General features: G+C 71.7%; 17 protein-coding genes and 2 pseudogenes. 4 read left to right on the top strand and 15 right to left on the bottom strand.

Going from position 1 to position 23142, the window contains the following annotated elements:
- Nucleotides 1–33 precede the first annotated feature (33 nt).
- Nucleotides 34–1383, bottom strand: coding sequence for a 4-aminobutyrate--2-oxoglutarate transaminase (gene gabT / locus AB0O24_RS10200; RefSeq protein ID WP_307385276.1), 1350 nt, complete (start codon nucleotides 1381–1383; stop codon nucleotides 34–36).
- Between the two features lie 92 nt (nucleotides 1384–1475).
- Between gabT and AB0O24_RS10195 the strand changes: the two genes are divergently transcribed.
- Nucleotides 1476–3005 (top strand): PucR family transcriptional regulator, encoded by a 1530-nt coding sequence (locus tag AB0O24_RS10195; protein ID WP_363374594.1) that lies wholly within the window; start codon nucleotides 1476–1478, stop codon nucleotides 3003–3005.
- A gap of 473 nt (nucleotides 3006–3478) precedes the next feature.
- Here the strand turns inward: AB0O24_RS10195 and AB0O24_RS10190 are convergent, their stop codons facing one another.
- The 6 genes and pseudogenes from AB0O24_RS10190 to AB0O24_RS10165 form a co-directional block, all read right to left on the bottom strand.
- Entirely contained in the window at nucleotides 3479–4327 is an 849-nt protein-coding gene (locus AB0O24_RS10190; protein WP_363374592.1) for a MurR/RpiR family transcriptional regulator, read from the bottom strand.
- Nucleotides 4317–5142: pseudogene (gene phnE / locus AB0O24_RS10185) on the bottom strand (phosphonate ABC transporter, permease protein PhnE). Before phnE (AB0O24_RS10185) ends, AB0O24_RS10190 begins: the two are co-directional and overlap by 11 nt.
- On the bottom strand, nucleotides 5139–5933 hold the full coding sequence (gene phnE, locus AB0O24_RS10180; protein ID WP_363374590.1) for a phosphonate ABC transporter, permease protein PhnE: 795 nt from the start codon (nucleotides 5931–5933) through the stop codon (nucleotides 5139–5141). The pseudogene phnE (AB0O24_RS10185) and the gene phnE (AB0O24_RS10180) overlap by 4 nt, the downstream one beginning before the upstream one ends.
- Nucleotides 5930–6748: a phosphonate ABC transporter ATP-binding protein gene (phnC, locus tag AB0O24_RS10175; RefSeq protein WP_363374587.1), complete on the bottom strand. Its 819-nt coding sequence runs from the start codon at nucleotides 6746–6748 to the stop codon at nucleotides 5930–5932. Before phnC ends, phnE (AB0O24_RS10180) begins: the two co-directional genes overlap by 4 nt.
- Nucleotides 6745–7719 carry a phosphate/phosphite/phosphonate ABC transporter substrate-binding protein gene (gene phnD / locus AB0O24_RS10170; protein ID WP_363374584.1) on the bottom strand — a complete coding sequence of 325 codons (975 nt, stop codon included), beginning with the start codon at nucleotides 7717–7719 and terminating at the stop codon, nucleotides 6745–6747. Before phnD ends, phnC begins: the two co-directional genes overlap by 4 nt.
- 26 nt (nucleotides 7720–7745) lie before the next feature.
- Entirely contained in the window at nucleotides 7746–8408 is a 663-nt protein-coding gene (locus AB0O24_RS10165; protein ID WP_275796129.1) for a hydrolase, read from the bottom strand.
- Between the two features lie 112 nt (nucleotides 8409–8520).
- Here AB0O24_RS10165 and AB0O24_RS10160 point away from each other — a divergent pair, with 112 nt between their 5' ends.
- A complete protein-coding gene (locus tag AB0O24_RS10160; protein ID WP_363374581.1) occupies nucleotides 8521–9135 on the top strand; it encodes an amino acid deaminase in 615 nt (204 codons plus the stop codon).
- A 174-nt stretch (nucleotides 9136–9309) separates the two neighbouring features.
- On the opposite strand, the gene AB0O24_RS10155 is transcribed toward AB0O24_RS10160, so the two are convergent.
- The 5 genes and pseudogenes from AB0O24_RS10155 to AB0O24_RS10135 form a co-directional block, all read right to left on the bottom strand.
- On the bottom strand, nucleotides 9310–10437 hold the full coding sequence (locus AB0O24_RS10155; RefSeq protein ID WP_275796133.1) for a LacI family DNA-binding transcriptional regulator: 1128 nt from the start codon (nucleotides 10435–10437) through the stop codon (nucleotides 9310–9312).
- A gap of 9 nt (nucleotides 10438–10446) precedes the next feature.
- Nucleotides 10447–12309, bottom strand: coding sequence for a glycoside hydrolase family 3 N-terminal domain-containing protein (locus tag AB0O24_RS10150; RefSeq protein WP_363374578.1), 1863 nt, complete (start codon nucleotides 12307–12309; stop codon nucleotides 10447–10449).
- Nucleotides 12310–12399: 90 nt separating this feature from the next.
- Nucleotides 12400–13245, bottom strand: coding sequence for a carbohydrate ABC transporter permease (locus AB0O24_RS10145; RefSeq protein ID WP_363374609.1), 846 nt, complete (start codon nucleotides 13243–13245; stop codon nucleotides 12400–12402).
- Nucleotides 13225–14157, bottom strand: a pseudogene (locus AB0O24_RS10140) (sugar ABC transporter permease); the annotation flags it as partial. The pseudogene AB0O24_RS10140 and the gene AB0O24_RS10145, both read right to left, overlap by 21 nt.
- 4 nt (nucleotides 14158–14161) lie before the next feature.
- The gene (locus tag AB0O24_RS10135) at nucleotides 14162–15424 is read right to left on the bottom strand and encodes an extracellular solute-binding protein (RefSeq protein ID WP_363335204.1); all 1263 of its coding nucleotides are present in this window, start codon (nucleotides 15422–15424) and stop codon (nucleotides 14162–14164) included.
- Between the two features lie 340 nt (nucleotides 15425–15764).
- On the opposite strand from AB0O24_RS10135, the gene AB0O24_RS10130 reads away from it, so the two are divergent.
- Nucleotides 15765–16580 carry a type IV toxin-antitoxin system AbiEi family antitoxin domain-containing protein gene (locus AB0O24_RS10130; protein WP_275796542.1) on the top strand — a complete coding sequence of 272 codons (816 nt, stop codon included), beginning with the start codon at nucleotides 15765–15767 and terminating at the stop codon, nucleotides 16578–16580.
- Between the two features lie 541 nt (nucleotides 16581–17121).
- Here AB0O24_RS10130 and AB0O24_RS10125 read toward each other — a convergent pair.
- From AB0O24_RS10125 to AB0O24_RS10115, 3 genes are all read right to left on the bottom strand, one after another.
- Complete coding sequence (locus AB0O24_RS10125) at nucleotides 17122–17727, bottom strand: TetR/AcrR family transcriptional regulator (RefSeq protein ID WP_275796544.1); 606 nt, start codon at nucleotides 17725–17727, stop codon at nucleotides 17122–17124.
- 77 nt (nucleotides 17728–17804) lie between these two features.
- The gene (locus tag AB0O24_RS10120; protein ID WP_363374575.1) at nucleotides 17805–19418 is read right to left on the bottom strand and encodes a glucoamylase family protein; all 1614 of its coding nucleotides are present in this window, start codon (nucleotides 19416–19418) and stop codon (nucleotides 17805–17807) included.
- A 718-nt stretch (nucleotides 19419–20136) separates the two neighbouring features.
- Entirely contained in the window at nucleotides 20137–21615 is a 1479-nt protein-coding gene (locus AB0O24_RS10115) for a helix-turn-helix transcriptional regulator (protein ID WP_275796547.1), read from the bottom strand.
- Nucleotides 21616–21746: 131 nt separating this feature from the next.
- On the opposite strand from AB0O24_RS10115, the gene aceA reads away from it, so the two are divergent.
- Nucleotides 21747–23063, top strand: coding sequence for an isocitrate lyase (aceA, locus tag AB0O24_RS10110; RefSeq protein ID WP_363374573.1), 1317 nt, complete (start codon nucleotides 21747–21749; stop codon nucleotides 23061–23063).
- Nucleotides 23064–23142 lie beyond the last annotated feature (79 nt).

Here is a 23142-nt window from a genome sequence, read left to right as displayed (position 1 = left end):
GGAGTCGGGTCGACGCCGCCGCCGGGACGTTCGTCAGTTGCGGGCCAGGGCGGCCTCGACGATGTCGAGACCCTCGTTCAGCAGATCGTCGCCGATCGACAGCGGCGGGAGGAACCGGATGACATTCCCGTAGGTCCCGCACGTGAGCACGATGACGCCCTCGGCGATCGCGGCCTTGGCCACGGCCGCGGTGAGCGCAGCGTCGGGCGCGCCGGTCGCCGGGTCGACGAACTCGGCCGCGATCATCGCGCCGTGCCCACGGACATCCCCGACACGCGGGTCCTTCGCCTGCAGGTCGTGCAGGCGTGCCTTGAGCAGGGTGCCGATCTCCCGGGCGCGCTCGATGAGCCCCTCGTTCTCGAAAGCGTCGATGGATGCCAGAGCCGCGGCGCACGCGATCGGGTTGCCGCCGTAGGTTCCTCCGAGTCCGCCCGTGTGGGTGGCATCCATGATCTCGGCCCGGCCGGTGACGGCGGCGAGGGGAAGGCCGCCCGCGATGCCCTTGGCGGTCGTCACGAGGTCGGGGACGATGCCGAACAGCTCGGAGGCGAACATCGCGCCCGTCCGGGCGAAGCCCGACTGGACCTCGTCGGCGATGAAGACGACGCCGTTGTCGCGGCACCAGTCGACGATCGCATTGAGGAACCCGTCGGCCGGGACGATGAAGCCGCCCTCGCCCTGGATGGGCTCGATGATGACGGCGGCGAGGTTCTCGGCGCCGACCTGCTTCTCGATGAGGCTGATGGCCTTGGCGGCGGCCTCGGGGCCGGAGAGACCGTCGCGGAAGGGGTACGACAGCGGCGCGCGGTACACCTCGGCGGCGAAGGGGCCGAAGCCGCTCTTGTACGGCATGTTCTTGGCGGTCAGCGCCATCGTGAGGTTGGTGCGGCCGTGGTACGCGTGGTCGAAGGCGACGACGGCCTGACGACCGGTGTGCTTGCGCGCGATCTTCACGGCGTTCTCGACGGCCTCGGCACCCGAGTTGAACAGCGCGCTCTTCTTGGCGTGGTCACCGGGGGTGAGACGGTTGAGCGCCTCGGCGACCGCGACGTACGAGTCGTAGGGCGAGACCATGAAGCACGTGTGGGTGAAGGCGGCGACCTGGTCCTGGACGGCCTTCACGACGGCGGGGTGCGCGTTGCCGACGCTCGTGACCGCGATGCCCGAGCCGAGGTCGATCAGCGAGTTGCCGTCGGCGTCGACGACCACTCCCCCACCCGCGGCGACGGCGTGGATGGGCACGGTGTGCCCGACCCCGGATGCCACGGCGGCGGCCTTGCGGTCGAGCAGCTCCTGCGAGCGGGGGCCGGGGATGGCGGTGACGAGGCGGCGCTCCTGGGCGAGCGAGGGACCGCCGACGGTGGGGAGGGTGTCGAGGCTCATGGCGGCGATGCTACGGACGCCGCGCAACGCGGTGCACTCTCCCCCCTGTACAGTCACTCGCACTGCCATATACGTCTCGTACAGGAGCATCGATGCCCGACTCCGCCGTCTCGCCGCCGAGCCTGCGCGCCCTCCTCGCGCGCGGCGATCTGCACCTGCGTCTCGCCGTGGACGAGTCGGCGCTCCCCGCCGGGAGCGTCGATCACCCGGTGCGGTGGGTGCACTCGAGCGACCTCGCCGATCCGACGCCGTTCCTCAGCGAGGGTCTCGTCCTCCTGACGACCGGGACGCAGTTCGCCTCCGACGACGACTACGCCGCCTACGTGGGGCGCCTGCGGGCGCGGGGCGTGCGCGCCCTCGGCTTCGGCACGGAGGTCGTGCGCGACGGCATCCCGTCCGGCCTGACCGACGCCTGTTTGGCGGCGGGGATGCCCCTGTTCGAGGTGCCCTACCGCACGCCCTTCATCGCGGTGGCCCGTGCCGGCGCCGAGGCGATCGCGGCCGACGCCTACGCCCGCCGCAGCTGGTCGCTCGCCGCCCAGCGTGCGGTCTCTCTCGCCGCGCTCCGCCCCGACGGGCTCTCGGCCACCCTCGCCGAGCTCTCGCGGCAGCTCGACTGCTGGGTCGGGCTCTTCGACGCCGCGGGGGCCCTGCGCACCGCGCACCCGTCGGGCTCGCTCGCCGACTCGGTTGTCGAGGGCGTCGCGGCCGAGGTCGAGACGATGCTCCGCCGCGGTACCCGCGCGGCCTCGACGCTGCGGGTCGACGACGTCTCGGTCAGCGTCCAGACGCTGGGACGCGGGGGGAACCTGCGCGGGGCTCTCGCGATCGCCGCGGACGACCTCGACCACGAGGCGCGCAGCGTCGTGACCGCGGTCGTCGCGATGGCGGCCCTCGCGCTCGAGCAGCAGGACGGCCTGGGCCGGGCGATCGGCACCTTCCGCGCCGGGCTCGTCCAGGCGCTCGGGAGCGACGACCCCGGGCTCGCGCGCCGCGCCGCCCGCGACCTCTTCGGGCCGCTGCCCACGGCCCCCGTCGTGGTCGGGCTCACCCCGGCGGCACTGTCGCGCTCGACAGCGATGACGGAGTGGCTCGAGATGCGCGCGCACGAGCGCCGCGGCGAGCTCTTCTTCGGGCGCGGCGACGACGGGCTCGTCATCGTGGTCCCCGCGGGGGCGACGGGCATCCTCGCCGAGATCGCCGACCGCTTCGAGACCGTCGTCGGCTGCTCCGCCCCGAGCGGATACGACGGATTCTCGCGCGCCGTGACGCAGGCCCGCACCGCCCGCGACCGGACCGCGACGCCGGGTGTCGCCGACTTCACCGACACCGCGCGCGCGGGTCTGCTCGCGGCCCTCGGTTCGGAGGCCGCCCGCACCGTCGCCGCCGGGGCACTCGCCCCCCTCCAGCACTACGACGCCGAGCAGGGATCGGCGCTGCTCGAGACGCTCGACTCCTGGCTCGCGCACGACTGCTCGCACGAGGCGACGGCCCAGGCGCTCGGCATCCATCGCCACACCGTGCGCGCGCGGATCGCCCAGGCCGAACGGGTGCTGGGCCGCGACCTGTCGTCGTTCTCGGCCCGCGCGGAGCTGTGGGCCGCGCTGCGGTTGGCGGAGTAGGGCCGGGCCGGCGGGCACCGGGCCGGCGGAGGAGGGGCGGACCGTCGGGCGGAGTCCGGGCCGGGGCGTCAGGCCCGGGGCCGGGCCGTCAGGCGGAGTTCGTTGCGGACACGCCGGGATCCCGGCATCCCGGACGGCGTGTCGACCCCGAACTCCGCACGACGGCACAGGATGCTACGGGCCGATGCCCGGACCGCCTCGACCTGGGCGCCCGACGGGCCCCAGCCATCGGGCGGAGTTCGCCCCCCGACACACCGGAACCCCGGCATCCCGGACGGCGTGTCGACCCCACACTCCGCACGACGGCACAGGATGCCACCGGCCCACGCCCCGACCGCTCCGACGCCGCCGTTTCGAGCCGTCAGGCGGAGTTCGCCCCCGACACGCCGGAACCCCGGCATCCCGAACCGGCGTGTCGACCCCACACTCCGCGCGACGGCACAGGATGCCACGGGCCGGCGCCCCGGGGAACGTCAGCCCGCGTCGCCGAGGTTGTCGGAGAGGATCTCGAGCACGCGGGAGCGGGCGAGCGCGGCGTCGTCGGCGCGCGCGGCGGCCACCGCGTCGACGAACGCCTCGGCGAACACCGCGTGCGCAATCCGGGAGGTGTGCTCGAGCTCGTCGCGGAACGTGCCGCCCGAGGCGAGAACGAGCGAGAGGTCGGCGCGCTCGGTCAGCGGCGAGGCCGAGAACGAGGTCAGGGCGATCACCTGCGCCCCCGCGGCGCGAGCGGCGGAGGCCGCCCGCAGGCTCGCCTCGTTCGCCCCCGACCCGCTGATCACGACGCAGACGTCGTCGGGGGCGAGGTGGCGGGCTGCGATCTGCTGCCCGATCGGGTCGCCCACGGTCTCGGCCGGACGCCCCACCGCGGTCAGGCGCATCGCCAGATCGGTCGCGACCGGGGCCGAGAGGCCGCTCGCCACGACGAGCAGACGGCGGGCACCGACGACCGCCTCCACGGCCTCGGAGACCGCGTCGGCCTCGAGCAGACTCGTCACCGCGCGCAGGTCGTCGGCGATGCGGTCGATCGCGGACCGGATGCCGCCGAGCGCCCCGTCCTGCGCGCTCGGGGCGACGGTCCGGCTGCCCCGCTCGGCGGCGAGCGCCACGCGCAGCTGCGGGTACCCGCGGTACCCGAAGGTCTGGCACGCGCGGACGACCGAGGAGCGTCCCACGCCCACGCGGTCGGCGATCTGCTGCGCGGTGAGCTCGATGACGGCATCCGGATCGTCGACGATCAAGTCGGCGACGCGGCGCTCGCTCGGCTGCAGGGAGTTGCGCACCGCGGCGATGCGCGCGGTGACGGGCACCTCAGCGGACACGGGGACCTTCCATGATGCGGCGGCGGATGCGGCCCGACACGGCGTCGATCGCGACGGTGACGACGACCACGACGATCAGGAGCATCCCCACCGTCGACCACTCACGGTACTGGGTGTACGAGGTGAGCATGTCGCCGATGCCTCCCACGCCGATGAGGCCGAGGACGGCCGAGGCGCGCACGTTGATCTCGAAGCGGTACAGCCAGAACGAGAAGAACGTCGGCGCCGCCTGCGGCCAGACGCCCCAGCGCAGCACCTGCGCGGTCGACCCGCCGGCGGCCCGCGCCGCCTCGATGGGACCCGGGGCGATGTTCTCGACCGCCTCGTAGCCCCACTTGCCGAGTGTCCCCACTCCCCCGACCGCGAGGGCGAGTGCGCCGGTGAGGGGGGGTGAGCCCCGTGACCGAGAGGATGATGATCGCGAAGACGAGCTCGGGCACGGCCCGCACGAGCGAGAAGACGAAGCGCAGGGCGACCCGCACGGGCGCGGGTCCGAAACCGCGCGCCGCGATGAGCGAGAGCGGGGTGGCGATCAGGATGCCGAGCACCGTGCCGATCCATGCCATCTCGACGCTGCGCCACGTCTGCCAGAGCGCCTCGGGCAGCTTCGCCCAGTTGGGCGAGAGGAACATCAACCCGAGGTAGCGGACGATCTCGGCGGGGAGCTCGCCGAGCCGGGACCACGTGATGTCGGCCGACCAGAAGGCCGCGATCACGATGACGCTGACCGCGACCCACGACAGGGCGCGAAGCGGCCGACGCCGGCGCGCGGGCACGGCGAGCGCCGCGGGGCGGGCGGGAGCGAGGACGGTCATACGAGCCTCCGGCGGATCGCGTCGCTGACGGTGTCGAGCACCACGACGATCACGAGGATCTCGAGGATGACGAGCGACAGCTGGTCGTAGCGGTAGAAGGTACGCACCGCGTCGATGAGGAGGCCGATGCCGCCCGCACCGACGAGTCCGAGCACCGTGGACGCGCGGACGTTGAGCTCGAAGACGTACAGCGTCTGCGAGACGAACGTGGGCCAGGTGTCGGGCAGTGCGATCGTGCGGTTGATCTGCGTCTGCGAGCCGCCCGCGGCGCGCCCGGCCTCGAGCGGGCCGGCGTCGGTGGCGTCGATCGACTCGGACACGAGCTTCACGACGATGCCGACGTTGAACAGCACGAGCGCCAGGATGCCCGGCAGCGCCCCGACCCCGACCATCGCGACGAGCACCGCCGCGTAGACGAGCTCGGGCACCGCGCGGATGACGTTCAGGATGCCGCGCACGAGAGCCCGCGTCGGGGTGAACGGATTGGTGGGCCGCGCGGCCCAGAAGCTCACCGGCAGCGAGATCGCCGCCCCGACGGCCGTGCCGATGACGGCCATCTGCAGCGTCTCGAGGATCGGGCCGACCGTGCGGGGGAAGAACGTCCAGTCGGGGGTGAGCAGTTCGACGATGCGGAGTGCGCCCTGCTGCCAGTTGCGCGCGATCGCGGCGAGGTCGAGACCGACACCGACCCCCGGCAGGCACATCACCACCGTGACCGCGACGATCACGAGCGCGGCGGTCCACGGCATCCATCGTCCGCGCGGACGAGGAGGAACGGTGAGCGAGGTCATCGCTCGAGCCTGTCGGCGGCGGTCACGGAGCGACCGTAGATCTCGGCGAAGTCGGCGTCGGTGGCGGATGCCGCGGGCCCGTCGTAGACGATCTCTCCCGCACGCATGCCGATCATGCGGGTGCCGTACTCGCGGGCGAGGTCGAGCAGGTGCAGGTTCACGAGCACCGTGATGCCGAGGTCGTCGTTGATGCGGCGCAGGTCGTTCATCACGCCGCGCGCGGTGGGCGGGTCGAGGCTCGCGACGGGTTCGTCGGCGAGGACGATGCGCGGCTGCTGCGTGAGCGCGCGGGCGATCGCGACGCGCTGCTGCTGTCCGCCGGAGAGGGCCGAGGCGCGGTCCCAGACCTTGGGCAGCATGCCGACGCGGTCGAGCGCCTCGAAGGCGAGCTCGCGATCCTCGGGCCGGTACGCGCCGAGGAGCGTGCGCCACAGCGGTGTGTGCGCGAGGCGGCCGACGAGCACGTTGTTGAGCACGCTCGTGCGCCCCGCGAGGTTGAAGCTCTGGAACACCATGCCGATGTGTCCGCGCGTCTCGCGGAGGCGCCGGCCGGAGGCACCGTCGATGCGGCGTCCACCGACCTCGACCGTGCCCGAGGTCGCCGGCACGAGTCCGTTGATCGTGCGGATGAGCGTCGACTTGCCCGATCCCGAGAGCCCCACGACGGCGACGAGGTCGCCCGGGGCGATGTCGACGCTCACGTCGCGCAGCCCCATCGTGCCGTTGGGGTAGCGCACCGAGACGCCGTCGAGGCGGATGCCCCAGGGCGCCGAGGTCTGAACCTCGACGCCCCGGGTTGCAGAACCGGTGGTCACTGGAGTCCGAGCTCCTGCGCGGCACGGGCGACGACGTCGAGCGACGACGGGTCGGCCGGGGCGAGCTTGGTGATCGAGTACACGGCCTTGAGCGCGGCGGACCCCTCGTCGGTGCTGGAGTACTCCTCGAGCGCCGTCGAGATCTTCTTCTGCAGGTCGGGCGAGAGGTCCTTCGACACGGCGACGCCGTCGTTGGGGATCTCATTGGTCAGGCCGAAGACGACGACCTTCTGGCCCACGTCGGGCTTGTCCTTCTGCACGAGCGTGCGCGCGTCCCAGAAGCTGAAGCCGACCTCGGCGTCGCCGTTGTACACCGCGAGCACGGACGCGTCGTTGGCGGTGACGGGCACCTTCTGGAAGCCGCTGTCGATGTCGACGCCGGCCTCCTTCAGCGCGAGCATGGGGTAGATGTAGCCGGCGGGCGAGCCGGGACCGAGCACGGCGACCTTGGCACCGGCGATCTTGGTGATCGAGTCGAGCCCGGCCGGGCCCTTCAGCGCGTCGGCGCCGTTGCAGAAGCTCATGCCGTCGCGTTCGACGACGGGCGTCGAGCAGTACTTGTCGGGGTTGTTCGTCATGAACTGGCCCGGGTAGGTGATGTTGCCGTTGCGCTCGGTCTGGAGGACGACCGAGGCACCGTATCGGTCGTTTGCCTGCCAGAGCTGCAGCGACGGCAGGAAGCCGATCTGGGCCTGCCCCGCACCCATGGCCTCGACGGCGGCCTGGTAGTCCTTCGACACCACACCGGTGACCGGGATGCCGAGCTTCTCGGTGAGCATGTCGGTGAGGGGCTTCGCGGTGTCGACGAGGTTCGCCTGGTCCTGGGAGGGAACGAGGGCGAGCACGAGCGAGCTCGGGTCGGCGGCGGGCCCGGACGCGGCGCCCGCGGTGCCGGAGCAGCCCGCGAGGGCGACGGAAGCGAGGGCCACCGAGGCGAGGGCGGTGGCGAATCGGATGCGACGAGTGTTCATGATTCCTTCTGCGGGTCGGGTGGAGATCAGGCGGAGAACGGAAGACGGGCGTTCGCGACCCACTGGGCGAGCGCCGACAGGAGCTCGTCGAGGGTGTCGGCGCGGTAGGTGGGGTGGGCGGCGGGGTCGGGGTAGCCGCCGACGAGGGCGGTCGCGTGGCCGCGGGCGTACGCGGGCGCGAGGTCGTTGCGCCAGACATCGCCGATCGTGAGCACGGGGGTGCCCTCCTCGAGGCTGTCGAGCAGGGCCTCGAGCCCCGCGGGCTTGGCCGCGTCGGTGACGATGCGGTCGAACAGTCCCGCGAGGCCGAGCGAGGCGAGAGCCTCGTCGAGCCGGGTCGCCGGCGCGTTCGTGACGAGGAGGCGCTCGGCATCCGTGGTCCGGAGGAACTCCGCGAGGCCGACGGCGACAGCGACGGGCGCGTCGGGGGTGCCGAGCTGAACGCGACTGGCGGTGTAGGCGGCGGCGAGCGCGTCGTCGCCGATCCCCTCGGCCTCGGCGACGCGGCGGACGACGTCGTAGCCGTCGATCGCGTCGCCCGAGGGCTCCGCGAGGCGAGCGGCCACGGCGGAGACGAGGGCGTCGGCGGATGCCGCGTGCGCAGCGACCGCGCGGGCGTAGGCCAAGAGGGGGCCGTCGCCGAGGGCGACGGTACCGTCGAAGTCGAAGATGAGGACGGGGCGAGGCAAGGAAGCTCCTGTCGTGGACGTTGCGTCCATGATGCGCCGCAGATGTGGACGGAATGTCCACGTCAGATGAACGCCGTGTAAACGATGCGCGGGAGCGTCGTAGCGTGGAGCGGTGCAGACCCTCGACGCCGCCGCGCACCTCGCCGTCTCGGACCCCGCGTCCGCGATCGACTCCCTCCCCTGGCTCGCCCGTGCCCTCGCCGACGATCGCGCCGCCGGGTGCTTCGCCGCGTGGGGACGTTCGACGGTGATCGATGAGAACGTCGGGGCTGCCGTGGTCCCCCGCGGGGTCTTCGACGAACTGCACGAGCGGGCGGGACTCGCGGCGGAGTGGCCGATCGGCAACGCCGGGGTGCTGCACGTCTACGGCTATCTGCTGTCGACGACGCCCACCCCGTACGGCTTGAAGCGCGACCGGTGGCTGTCGGGCGAACTGGAGCGAGCGTGCCGGCTCGAGACCGGGGCGCTGCTGCCCTGGGCGCCGCCGAAGACGCTACTGTCACGCGCGACCGCGGCGGCCTCGACCCTGCTGGCCCGCGCCGACGCCGTGACCCAGGAGTTCGGGGGCCGCACCGCGCGCATCGCGCTCGGCGCCCCGCTGCCCGACGGCTCCGCGGCTCTGGCGTACGCCGTCGACGGGCGGATCGTCACGATGTTCCCGGTGGCCGATCCCGGCGGCGTGCGGGCGGGCCTGGGCACCCCGCGGCTGAGGTGGAACGCGGCCTGACCGGCCCTCGGGGACCGTCACGCGGAGATCCCCGCCGACACGCCGGGCCACGGCATCCCGAACCGGCGTGTCACCCACGAACTCCGCCCGACGGCACAGCCACCCGACGCCCCGGCCGCCGCGAGCCGGACGACCCGCCACGACGGCACACCCGCCGACGGACCGGCGCCGACGTCAGCAGCCGCAGCTCTCCCGCACCAGCACCCGGGGCTCGAACACGACGTCGAACGGGCCGCCCGCGGGCGGAGCTCCGGCCGCGCCCGCGAGGATCCGCGCGGCGGCTCGCCCCATGGCCTCCATCGGCTGGCGGACGGTCGTCAACGGCGGGCTGGTCAGGCGCGAGCCGAGCGTGCCGTCGAAGCCCGTGACGATCACGTCGTCGGGCACACGCACCCCCTCGGCCGCGAGCACGTCGAGCAGCGTGAACGCGTTCTGGTCCGTCGCGCAGACGAAGGCCTGCGGCATCCGCCCGCCCGCGATCAGCGCCCGCACCTGGGGCACGAGGTCGTCCTCGCCGCGGACGGTCGCGTCGACGATCTCGGGACGGCTCCGGATGCCACGGGCCTCGAGTTCCTCGATCATCGCGTCGCGTCTCTCGACGGCATCCGTCGCTTCCAGGCGCCCCACGAACGCGAGGTCGGTCGCGGCGTGCTCATCGACGAGGTGGGCGACGAGCGCGCGCATCCCGCGGGCGTTGTCGACGCGGACCCGGTGGTGCGCGTCGTCCGCCGGCGCGGCGCTGAACAGCACGACGGGGATGCTCAGGGAGTGCCGAGCGAGGGTCGGCGCGGTCTGCGGCGAGGGGAAGATCGCCAGCCCATCGACGCGCCCGACGGTGTCGGCGACCGAGACGTCGGCATCCGATCCGCTGCTCAGCATGACCGGGCGCCCGAGCGCCCAGCACTCCAGCTCGAAGCCGCGCTGCACCTCGTCGACGTACAGCGGGAAGGCACGCGGGTCGGACAGCACGTCGTCGTCGGTCTGATCCCAGGGGATCACTCCCCCGGTGTCGAGCGGCGGGGACGGCATGCCGCTCAGCGGTTGCGCGAGCGGGTCGGCGCGCTCGAGCAGCAGGTCGAAGGCGTGCAGGCCGAGCGTGCCGGTCCGGCCCCGCGCGAGCCCCCGCGCAGCGCCGCTGGGGGCGTACCCCAAGCGGCGCGCCGCGGCGAGGACCCGCTCGCGGGTGGCGTCGCTGAGTTTGTCGGGGCGCCGGAACGCGAACGACACCGACGCGATCGAGACGTTCGCCTCGTTCGCGACGTCGTACACGGTCGGTCGTCGCGTCGTCTGCCCCTCCGCCATGAGCCGCCCTTACCCCCTCTGCCCCACGGTCGCCGGCTCCTCCAGCTCGAGCCCGTGGTGCACGGGGAAGACGGGGTCGCCGGTGTCCGACGGTACATCCTCGCGCGAGGAACGCACGGCATCCATCGACCGGGGGATCTCGATCGGCAGGCGCCCGCGCGGGGGCACGCGGCCGGTGAGGGCGTCGAGCACGGCCTTCGCCGAGCTGCCGTAGTCGGCGACGATCGCCGCGGCATGCCCCACGAAGGGGGTGAGGATCGCGGGCCGGTCGAGATTCACGACCAGCACGAGAGGACAGGATGCCGCGATCTGCTGCAGCCGGTACACGAGGCCCGGCGCGAACTCGAGGGAGCCCTGGTGGAACCACGCCTCGAGGAAGAGGTCGTCGCGCGGCTCGAACGGCGCGCCGATGCGGACGAGCGCGAGATCGGCCTCGGCGGGGTCGGTGACGACGCTGCCCAGCTCGGCGACGTCGTCGGCACGGAAGCCCTCGACATACACCGTCTTGACGGGACGCAGGGGCAGCACGCCCCCCTCGTTCGCCAGCACGGTGAGCGAACGCGCCTGCGCCCGCTCCCCCAGGGCGCGGAACTCCGCGTTGCCGACGATGCGCTCGGCCTCGTCGACGTCGACGTAGGGGTCGTCGAACAGCCCGAGCTGGAACTTCACCCGCAGGAGGCGCCGCGCCGACGCGTCGATGCGCTCCTCGGACACCCGGCCCGAGCGGACGAGGTCGACGAGCATCTCGACGCACTCCTCCCCGCCGAATTGGTCGCTCCCGGCATCCAGGATCTTCTCCATGCGCTCCACCGCGGAGAGATGCTCAACTCCCCAGGCACGGGCGGGGAGAACCTGGTCGCCGACGTGGTTGTCGTTCACGAGCTCCCAGTCGGTGACGACGACGCCGTCGTATCCGAGCTGTTCGCGGAGCAGCCCCGTGATGATCTGACGGTTGTACCCGAAGCCGACCTCTTCGATCGGCTGACCGTCGACCTCGAGGCCGACCGGCATGCCGTAGTACGGCATCATGCCCGCGGTGCCGCGACGGATCGCCTCGCGGAACGGCTCGAGGTGGTAGTCGAACATGCCGCCGGGGTACACCTGCTCGCGGCCGTAGGGGAAGTGCGCGTCCTCGCCGTCCAGCTGCGGCCCGCCGCCCGGGAAGTGCTTGGTCGTGCAGGCCACGCTCTCGGGTCCGAGCTCGTCGCCCTGGAAACCCTGCAGGTAGGCCGCGGTGAACTCGGTCACGCGGGCGGCATCCTGACCCAGGGTCTGCGCCTGCCGACCCCACCGCGGCTCGGTGGCGAGGTCGATCTGGGGGTGAAGCGCCGCGCGGATGCCGACCGCGACGTACTCGCGGCGGGCGACCTCGGCGAACTCGCGCACGGTGTCGACGTCGTCGAGGGCGGCGAGCCCCAGCCCCTCGGGCCACTGCGAGAAGGGACCGGCCGAAAAGGCCACGCCCGTGTTCTCGACGAAGGCGTGCCGCGGATCGGTGCTGATCGTGACCGGGATGCCGTGCGGCGTCGTCTCGGCGAGAGCCTGGAGGTTGTTGTTCCAGGTCGCCGCCTGCCGGGCGGTGCGGATCGCGTGCACGTTGAAGTGGTTCATCCGCTTGTTCACGACGACCGTGGTGGTGGGCGACTTCGAGATCTTGCCCGGGGCCTCGAGCACCTCGCCGTCGTCGCCGACCTCGATCACGGTCTGGAACATCAGCCCGACCTTCTCTTCGAGGCTCAGGCGCGCGAGCAGGTCTTCGGTGCGCTCCTCGACGCTGAGCGTCGGGTTCTCGTACGGGTCCATCACGCCGTTGCCGTTCAGGTCGCGGAAGCGCGTGCCATCGGGCGCGGTGAGGAAGCGGGCGGAGGTCATGCGGGGGATCCTTTCGGGGCCGCCGGTGCGCGGACCGGCGGGAGCTCAGGGGCGGGAGGGTGGGGCGGGCGCGCGGGCCCGCCCCACGCCTCACTTCAGGCCGGTCGAGGCGATGCCCTGGATGAAGTAGCGCTGCAGGAAGACGAACAGCAGGATGATCGGCGCGATCACGAGCACGGAACCCGCCAGCAGGAGGCCGTAGTTCGTGGCGCTCTGCCCGGTCGAGTACAGCGACAGCGCGACGGGAAGGGTGTACTTCGCCTCGGTCTGCGCCGCCACGAGCGGCCAGAGGAAGTTGTTCCACGAGGCGAGGAAGGTCAGGATGCCGAGCGTCGCCAGCGGCGGCCCGCACAGCGGCATGACGATCCGGGCGAAGATCCGCAGCTCGCCCGCACCGTCGATGCGCGCGGCCTCGAGCAGCGGATCCGGGATGCCGAGCATGAACTGCCGCATCAGGAAGACGCCGAGCGGGGTCGTGACGAACGGCAGGATCAGAGCGGCGTAGCTGTCGACGAGGCCGAGCGACGACACCATTACAAACAGCGGGACGAAGGTGACGACGCCCGGGACCATCAGGGTCACCATGACGACGAGGAACAGCGCCTTCTTGCCGGGGAAGTCCATCTTCGCCAGCGCGTACCCGACCATCGAGCAGAAGACGAGGTTGCCGGCGACGGTGAACAGCGCCACCACGATGCTGTTGCCGAAGAACTGGCCGAAGTTCAGCTGACCGAACCAGGCGCCGAAGTTCTCCCACGTGAACTCCTGCGGCCACCACGTGGGCGGGCGCTGCAGGATCTCGCGTTGCGTCTTGACCGAGCCCAGCAGCATCCAGGCGAAGGGCAGGATCCACACGATCAAGCCGACGACGAGTACGCCGTAGGTGAGCGCGCGACCGGGGGTGACGCGGTTCTCGAGCACGCGGAACTGCACCAGGCTGAGCAGCGCGATCGCCAGGAACAGCAGGTAGCTCGCGGCCGAGGCCGTGCCGTACTGCCCGAAGCCGAACTGCTTGAACGTGTAATAGGCCACCGAGAGGGTGGAGTTGAGCGGACCGCCCTGGGTCATCACGAACGCCTCCTCGAAGAACTGCAGGAAGCCGACGGAGATGAGAACGGCACCCAGCAGCAGCGTCGGGCGCAGGAGCGGGAGGGTGATCGAGGTCAGACGACGCCACGACGAGGCGCCGTCCATGAGGGCGGCCTCCTTCACGTCGGTGGGGATCGCCTGGAGCCCGGCGAGGAAGATCACCATCAGCGTGCCGACGTTGCGCCAGACCGCCATCGCGATGAGCGAGGGAAGCGCGGTGCGGGTGTCGTTGAGCCAGTCCGGACCCTGGATGCCGATGATCGCGAGCGCCGAGTTGAGCAGGCCCTCGGGCTGCAGGATGTAGCGCCAGACGACCGCCACCGCGACGATGCTCGTCACGACGGGGGCGTAGAAGCCGACGCGCAGGATCGAGACGAAGCGCCCCCTGCTGGCGTTCAGCGCGAGCGCAAGGGCCAGCGCGACCGCCATGGTGACCGGGATGCCGACGACGACGAACGTCGCGGTCACGCCCAGCGAGGTGAGGAACACCGGGTCGCCGAGCACCGAGAGGTACTGCTCGAGTCCGACGAAATTGACCGCGAACGGCGAGCGGATGTCGCGCGCCGTGAAGTCGGTGAACGACATCGCGAACGAGCCCACGATCGGCACGACCATGAAGACCGCGAAGACCGCGACGAACGGCAGGGCGAAGCCCCACGCGACCCATCCCTGGCGCCGACGGCGGCTCGACGCCCCGCCGGCGCGGGCGCGACCGGACGCACGACGCGTTCCGGTCGCGCCCACGACTGCCTGCGTCATGATCTCAGCCCAGGCCCAGCTGGTCGGCGGTGGCCTGGAGCTCCTTGAGACCGTCGGCCGGCGACTGCTGGCCGAGGCGGATCTTCTCGAGCATCGCGTCACCGGCCGCGGCGACCTGCACCCAGGTCGTGACGGCGGGCACCGACTTGGCGGTCTCGAGCTGCGTACCGAAGGCGGCGAGGGTCTTCGACGAGGCCAGGGCGTCGGACTTCCAGGCATCCTGAACGGCCGGGAGGTCACCGGTCGCCTCGTACCAGGCGGCCTGCGTCTCGGGCTCGGTCAACCACTGCACGAGCTTCCAGGCGCTGGCGGCGTTCTTCGAGTTGTCGAACACGGCGAGGTTCGCGCCCCCGCTGAACGAGGTGGACGACTCCTTCGCGGGAAGGACGGCCGTCGAGATCTTGTCACCGAAGCCCTCGCCGCCGAGGTCATTGAGCAGACCGATGAACGCGGGTCCGTCGATGAACATCGGCGTGTTGCCCGAGACGAAGTCCGCCTCCTGGGCGCCGGCCGAGCGGTCGGCGGCGGGGTTGGCGATGCCGTCGGTGTAGAAGCTCTGGTAATAGTCGAGCGCCTCGACCGTCTCGGGGGTGTCGAGAGTCCATTTCGAGCCGTCCTCCAGCTCGGCACCGTTCGACCACGGCATCCAGAGGTTCCCCTGGAACGAATCGTTGCCGGCGGGGAGACGGATTCCGTAGTCGGCCCCGCCCTTGGACTGCATGTCGGCGGCCATCTGCTTGAGTTCGTCCCACGTCGTGGGCGCCTGGTTCCAGCCGGCCTGCGCGGCGATGTCGGTGCGGTAGTAGAGCACGCGGGTGTCGACGTACCACGGCACGCCCGTCGCGCGGTCGTCGATCATCGTCGAGTCGATCGCACCGGGGAAGATGCCGTCGGTGGAGAGGTCGGTCGGCACCGTCTGCAGCGCGTCGCCGAAGTCGGCCATCCACGTCGACCCGACCATCGCGAGGTCGGGGGTGTTACCGCCGGCGATCGCGGTCTGGAACTTGCTGTAGGCCGCATCCCACGGAACGGGCGTGACGTCGACGGTCACACCGGGGTTGGCCTCTTCGAAGGTCTTCACGAACTCGGGCAGCGCCTCGCCCTCGGCGCCCATCGCCCACATCGTGAGCGTGCCCTCGGCCTTGGCGTCACCGATCGTGCCCGCCTCGCTCGGACCGGAACCGGTGTCGGAGGTGCGCCCACAGCCGGTGAGGGCGATCGCCGCGGCGGCGATCACGGCCACGGCGCTCCATCGGGTCTTCTTCATCGTGTTCCTCCTCGAACAGGCACCCGTCGTCGGGTGCTCCTTCCGTGCGTCGTGGTTGAGTTTAAGCGCATAACCTTCGGGGTGCAACCCGGGTCGGTACGGGGTCGGCGGCTCGCGCGCGTTGCCGCGGGCCGTGGTGCCGCCGCGCCGTCAGGCGGAGTTCGGGGTCGACACGCCGTTTCGCCGCGCGCCGTAGCGGCGTGTCAGGGCCGCACTCCGCCTGACGGCACACCTCGGGGGAGCGGCGACGCCTCCTCCCCAGACGATCAACCTGTCGATCCATCCACAAGTCGGGGCAGGACCGCCCCGAGCGGCGGGCCGCTTCGGCCATCCTCGGACGATGTGCCACACGTCATCCGTCCGCACCCGGGCAGAGCTGCTCGCCACGGGCATGACGCGCCGCGCGATCGACCGCGCGCTGCGGGCGGGGTCCCTCGTCCGCCTGCGACGCGGAGTGTATGCGGATGCCGACGCCTGCGAGCCCGTGATCCGCGCGGCGCTCCTCGGGGGACCGCCCGCGTGCGTCAGCGCTGCGCGACACCATGGCCTGTGGATCCTGGCCGACCCCGAACCCTTGCACGTCGGACTGAAGCCGCGCGGACATCGACGCGCAAACGGAGAGGTCTCGCACTGGGACCGTGACACCGTCGACGCCTTCGGCCTCCCCGCGGTGGCGCAGACCCTCCGGCAGGTACTCCGGTGCCGCGGGGTCGAGGAGTTCCTGGTCGCCCTCGAATCGGCACTCCACCAGAACAAGATCCAGGATGCCGATCTCACCTGGCTCGAAGCTCACACGAACGCCGCGGGTCGCGAGGCGATCGCCTTCGCCCGACGTGACGCCGAGAGCGGACTCGAGACCCTGGTCCGGTGGCGCTTGCGCCACTGGGGAATCGACGTGCGGACGCAGCAGGGCGTCGTCTCCGTGGGACGCGTCGACCTTCTCATCGGCGAGCGCCTGATCGTCGAGGTCGACGGCGCCGAGAACCACGCCGCCCCCGACCACAGGCACCGCGACCTCGTGCGCGACGCCCACGCCGCCGCGTGGGGATTCGTCACCCTGCGCTTCGACTACGCGATGGTCGTGCACGATTGGCCGACGGTCGAGCTCGCGATCCGCGCCCACGTCGATCGCGGCCTGCACCGCGCGCGGTCGTAACCGGTCTTCTCTCTCACGCCCGAGCGGCGTGTCGCCTCACGCGGCGTTCCCCACCGCGCGGCACTCACCGTCGCGCGGAGTCCGCGCCGCGCCACCCGCACCGTCGCGCGGAGTTCGTGCCGCGCCGCCCGCACCGTCCCGCGGAGTCCGCCCCGCCCGCACCGTCCCGCGGAGTCCGTGCCCCGCCCGGTATCGTCCCGCCCGCCCCACGAGTACCGGCCCGCGGAGTCCACGCCGCACGCCCCCGTACCGTCACGCGGAGTTCTTCCGCGACACGCCGAGCCAGCGGCATCCACAACCCGCGTGTCATCCCGAACTCCGCCTGACGGCCCGCCCGGTGCGCCGCCCCCTGCCCATCCGGACCGCCACCGCCCGCCCCGCGCCCGTACCGTCGAGCGGAAGCCTCGGCCGGCACGCCGAGCCAGCGGCATCCAGACGCCGCGTGTCGCCACGAACTCCGCCCGACGGCCCGCCCCCGACACCCCGACGCGCACCGACTCACCCGGACACGGAGGTGCGACGGAACACCGGATGCCAGAGTTCAAGCCCGAGGCCGCAGATAACCCCGCACGAACTCGGCGAACAGCGCCGGCATGTCGACCGACTCGTCGAGGAGCCACTGCTGCTGCAGGCCGTCCATCACCGCGCTCAGCAACCGCGCGGCATGCTCGGGGTCGATGTCGGCGCGCACCTCGCCGGCGGCCTGTCCCGCGCGCAGCAGCTCGGCGGCGGTCTCGGCACCGTGTCGGTACCGCGCAGCGAAGGCCGCGTGCGAGGGATGCGCGGGGTCCCCCGCCTCGGCGACGACCAGGGTGTAGAGCGAGGTGAGGCCGCGAGTGGTCGCGTTGTGCGCGACGACCTTCTGCATCTGCTCGACGAGGGTGTGCTCGTGCGGATCGCCGGCCGCCGCGCGGACGCGCTCGTCACGCTGGCGCAGCACCTCGGCAAACAGCTCCTCCTTGGAGGCGAAGTGATGCATGAGGCCCGCGGGGGTGAGGCCGACGCGCGTGGCGACCTCACGGAGCGAACCGGCCGTGACACCCGACCGCCCGAAGACCACGACGGCTTCATCGACGATGCGCTGCCGCGTCTGCTGCCCCTTGGCGTAACTGCCGCGGCGCGCGCGGGGAGGGGGTGCGTCGGTCATCGGCATCCTCTCCCCCGCCCCGGGCACACCGATGCCCGACACCTCCGCGAGGCACCGGGCATCGAGCGATCGAGCCGTCAGGGACGCGAAGCGCCCCACGACGAGCCGAAGACCTGCTGCTCGATGGCAGGCCGGAGGTTCTGCTCCATCCTGTCATCGACCATGTAGTCCTTCAGCGAGCCGCCCGTCAGCGCGTTGCCGATCGCCGCCATGATCATCGACTGATCCAGCGACAGGTACCGCTCGGCGACCGTGCCGCTCTTCACCGCGACCGCGTCGTAGAAACCGCCGGGGCCATAGGCGCCGAGCTTCTTCTCGAGGCCGCGCAGGTTCTTCAGCACACCGGCGCGGTCGTAGGGCAGGGCGAGGAACGCGGCGTGTGGCGTGACCACGCCATCGCCGAACGTCGGGTTCGGGTTCGTGCCCTCCGAGCAGCCGGGGCGGTCGACGTCGACGTCGGTCTTCTCGGCATCCGAGGTGTAGCCGTCGGAGCGGATGCCGGCGATGTCGACGCCGTACTCGCTGTAGCCGCCGAACGGGTTGCTGGCGGGCGAGAAGCCCCAGTACCCGTAGCCGGCCTCGTCGAGGCCGTGACGCTTCTGCACCTCGACGGTGATCGGGTGGTTGACGCCCCACGAGCGCGGGCCCCACTCAGCTTCGGGGATGAGCAGGTCGGGCATGAGCGCCTCGAACATGCTGCCTCCCCAGCTCGGGACGAAACTCATGCCGTCGTAGGAATACACACCCTCGAAGACGTCGACACCGTCATAGGTGCGTGTGTCGCCGGTGGGCAGCTGCTCCTGCCACGCCCAGTCGCAGCCCGCCGGCATCGTGCGGTGCGTGCCGTACAGACCGGATGCCGGGATGGAGCCCTCCGCGATGCCGAGGTAGGTCGCGATGCGACTCTCGCTCACCGTCGTGTCGTAGTGGTGGCACGTGTAGAACGCCGTCTCGCCGCTGCCGTTGTACATCGGCGCCTCGACCGCGCAGCCGTCACCGGGAGGAGCCTCCCAGAAGCCGCCTCGGTTCGCTCCGGCTGGAAGACCCGCCGCGCCCGCCGCGTCGAAGAAAGCCGAAAAGTCCATCGACTCGTACAGCGCGTCGGCGCGGTCTGCGAGCGTCGGCTCCGCCTCGCGGACGATCCGCAAGCCCGCCGCAAGCCAGCCGTTGTCGACCGTACTGAGGAACGGGTGGATGACCTCGCCCGAAGTCGGGAAGACCTCGAGCTTCGCGCCGGTGTCCGGGGCGTACCAGTTGTAGTACATCCCGCTGCCCTCGTTCCGCTCCATCGTCTCGAGCGTCGCGACGGTGGCGGTGAGGCGCTCGCGCGCCTCGTCGGCGCTGATGATCCCGAGGTCGCGCGCGGTCACGGTCGACCAGAGGTAGCCGCCGATGTTGGTGGGCGAGGTGTATCCGGATGCCGTGGACTCATCGAGCGCGCCACCGATGTTGTCGTCGGGCAGGCCGGTGTTCTCGTGGGCCATCGCCGCGAGAGATGCCCAGGTGTCTGCGGCGTAGCGCTCGAGGTCGCGCACGCCGGGGCCGGCGTGCGCGGGCGGTCCGGCATGACCCGGGGGTCCGGGCTTCTCGGTCGCGGCGGAGGGCGGCGCGGCGACGGCAGGGGATGCCGCGGCGAAACCGCCCAGGACGAGTCCGACGATCGCGGTGGATGCCGCGAGGGTGTGCTTCATGACTGCTCTCCTCATCGAAAGCGCTCCGGGGGGATGTGGAGCTCGCTGCTCAAAAACCTTACACATGTCAGGTTTCTCGTCAACCCATGGGCCTCGACGTGGGGCCTCGGTGTGGTGGCCGGGTTCGTTCCCGGACCGTCACGCGGAGTCCAGAGCCAACACGCCGGGACCTCGGCATCCCGAACCGGCGTGTCCCCACGAACTCCGCCGGACGGCACAGGCCCGGCCACCCCGGGACCGACGAACTCCGCCCGACGGCACACCCCCGACCACCGGCCACGACCAGCCCGAGCCGCACACCCGGACCGTCACGCGGAGTCCCGGCCCGACACGCCGGGCCACCGGCATCCCGAGCCGGCGTGTCGCCCACGAACTCCGCCCGACGGCACACCCCCGACCACCCCCGGACCCACGAACTCCGCCCGACGGCACACCCCCGACCACCCCCGGGCCCACGGACTCCGCCCGACGGCACATCCCCGACCACCGGCCACGGCCAGCCCGAGCCGCGCACCCGGACCGTCACGCGGAGTCCCGACCCGACACGCCGGGCCACCGGCATCCCGAACCGGCGTGTCACCCGCGAACTCCGCCCGACGGCACACCCCCGACCACCCCCGGACCCCACGAACTCCGCCCGACGGCACACCCCCACCCCCCCCTACCCACGAACTCCGCCCGACGGCACGCCCCGGGACCGCGCCGCTGCCGCCCGCCGTCAGTCCGCCGGCGCGTGCGCCTGCAGGAACTCGTACATCTCCGTCGTGTCGACGCCCGGGAACGCCCCCGTCGGCAGGGTCGCGAGCAGCGTCCGCGGCGTGCGGACGTTCGGCCACGCCTGCCCGCGCCACGTGGCCTCGAGGTCGGCGGGAGGGCGGCGGCAGCACGTCTCGACCGCGTGCCGCGACACACCGCGATTGGGCGTATCCCGACCCCGGAACCACCGCGTGTCGTCGAAGCGCACGCCCACACTCACCGAGTGCGCGCCCTCGCTCGACTGCTCCACGCGCGCGGTGCACCAATACGTCCCGTTGCCCGTGTCGGTGTACTGGTAGTACGGGTTGAAGAGGTCGTCCTCCTCGAACACCACGCGACTCGTCCACCGACGGCAGCACATCTGCCCCTCGATCGACCCGAGGCGATCGGTGGGGAAATTCACGTCATCGTTCTCGTACGCCTTCGTGATCGTCCCCGACTCGTGCACCTTGAGGAAGTGCACCGGGATGCCGAGATGCACCGTCGCGAGATTCGTGAAGCGGTGCGCGGCCGTCTCGTACGACACTGAGTAGGCGTCGCGGAGGTCCTCGATGCTGATCGTGCGCCGCTCCTTGGCCTCGCGAAGCGCGGCGACCACGTGCGCCTCGGGCATCAGGAGTGCGCCGGTGAGGTAGTTCGTCTCGACGCGCTGACGGAGGAACTCGTCGTAGCTCGTCGGCTCGCCGTGCCCGAGGATCCGGCTCGACAGCGCCTGCAGCACCGCCGCGCGCGGATCGCCCTTCGCGACCTTCGTCGACAGGTACAGCCGGCCGTTCTTCACGTCGGCGATGCTGCGCGTCGACGACGGCAGGTCGGGCACGTAGTGCAGCGTGAAGCCGAGGTGCGCGGCGATGTCGCTCGCCCCGCGCTGCGTGAGGGGCCCGCCGGGATGCTCCACCGCTTCGAGGATTCCGGATGCCACGCGCTCGAGCTCCGGGAAATGGTTGTCCTGCGTGCGCATGAGGCGACGGAGGGCGACGTTCGCGCGTCGGGCCTCCTCGGGCGTCGCCGACCGCTCCTCCCGGAGGCGCTCGATCTCGGCCTGGAGAGCGAGCATCGCGGCGAGCGCCTCGTCCGGCACCGACCGCCCCACGCGGAACGGCGCGATCCCGAGCGCTTGGAAGGTCTGCCCGCGCATCGCCCGCTCCACCGAGAGCTCGAGAGTGGCGCGGGCGTCGAGGGGCTCGGCATCCAGGATCTGATCGAGCTTGCACTCCAGTGCCCGCGCGATCGCCTGCAGCAGCGTGAGCTTCGCCTCACGGCGACCGTTCTCGATCATCGACATCTGACTGGGCGCGCGACCGACCGCTCCGGCGAGGTCGTCGAGCGTCATGCCGCGCGCGGTGCGCAGTTGTCGGATGCGTCGGCCGATGGTGAGCGTGTCCACTCCCTCATCGTCGAGCGGGAGGGATGCCGCGGGAATCGAGACGCCGGTGTCCATACCGGCAGGTTCTCACAGAAGCGGAAGATCGCGCGATCTTCACAAGGGAAATGTCGGAAATGGGTCTTGTTCTTCGCCCACAGTGGTCTCCACGGGGCACCGACGCCCCGGAATCCCGAAGGAGAACGCTCATGACGATCCAGGCCACCCCCGCGCAGCCGCCGCTCCGCCCCGGCGACCAGACCGAGACCGCCGCCGAGCTCCGTGCCGCTTGGGATGCCGACCCCCGCTGGGACGGCATCGAGCGCACGTTCTCGGCCGACGACGTAGTCCGCCTCCGCGGCAGCGTCCGCGAGGAGGCGACGCTCGCCCGCCGCGGGGCCGAGAACCTCTGGAACCTCCTGCACACCGAGGAGTACGTGCGAGCCCTCGGCGCTTACACCGGCGGCCAGGCCGTGCAGCAGGTGCGCGCGGGCCTGAAGGCGATCTACCTCTCCGGCTGGCAGGTCGCCGCCGACGGCAACCTCGCGGGCCAGACCTACCCCGACCAGAGCCTGTACCCCGCCAACTCCGTCCCGGCGGTGGTGCGTCGCATCAACAACGCCCTGCTCCGCCAGGACCAGATCGAGCGCGCCGAGGGGGAGATCACCCAGGACTGGCTCGCCCCGATCGTCGCCGACGCCGAGGCGGGCTTCGGCGGACCCCTGAACGCCTACGAGCTCGCGCAGTCGCTGATTGCGGCGGGGGCCGCCGGCATCCACTGGGAAGACCAGCTCGCGAGCGAGAAGAAGTGCGGTCACCTCGGCGGCAAGGTGCTCGTGCCGATCCAGCAGCACATCCGGACCCTCAACGCCTCGCGCCTCGCGGCCGACGTCGCGGGCGTGCCGACGGTGATCATCGCGCGCACCGACGCGCTGGCCGCCGACCTGCTCACGAGCGACATCGACGAGCGCGACCGGGAGTTCCTCACCGGCGAGCGCACGAGCGAGGGCTTCTACCGGGTGCGACCTGGTCTGGATGCCGTGATCGCGCGCGGCCTCGCGTTCGCCCCCTATGCCGACCTGCTGTGGGTCGAGACCGGAGAGCCCGACATCGAGCTCGCCCGCCGCTTCGCCGAGGCGATCCACGCCCGCTTCCCGGGCAAGAAGCTCGCGTACAACTGCTCCCCGAGCTTCAACTGGAAGCGCCACCTCGACGACGCGCAGATCGCGACGTTCCAGGCGGAGCTCGCGGCGATGGGCTACGCCTTCCAGTTCATCACCCTGGCCGGCTTCCACGCCGTGAACCACTCGATGTTCGACCTCGCCCGCGGTTACGCCGAGCGCGCCATGAGCGCGTACGTCGAGCTGCAGGAGGCCGAGTTCGCCGCCGAAGCCGACGGCTACACCGCGACGCGCCACCAGCGCGAAGCGGGCACCGGCTACTTCGACGTCGTCTCGACCGCGCTCAACCCCGACAGCGCAACCCTCGCCCTCGCCGGCTCCACCGAGACGGCCCAGTTCCACTGACCCCCTGTTCTCCGTCCCACCCCCGTCGAGTGTCCAAGACACGCCGTAATCCACCCCTCTGTTACGGCGTGTTCTGGAC

This window comes from Microbacterium sp. NPDC086615 (assembly GCF_040686055.1).
Classification (GTDB): domain Bacteria; phylum Actinomycetota; class Actinomycetes; order Actinomycetales; family Microbacteriaceae; genus Microbacterium.
This window is presented reverse-complemented; position numbering and strand designations above follow the sequence as displayed.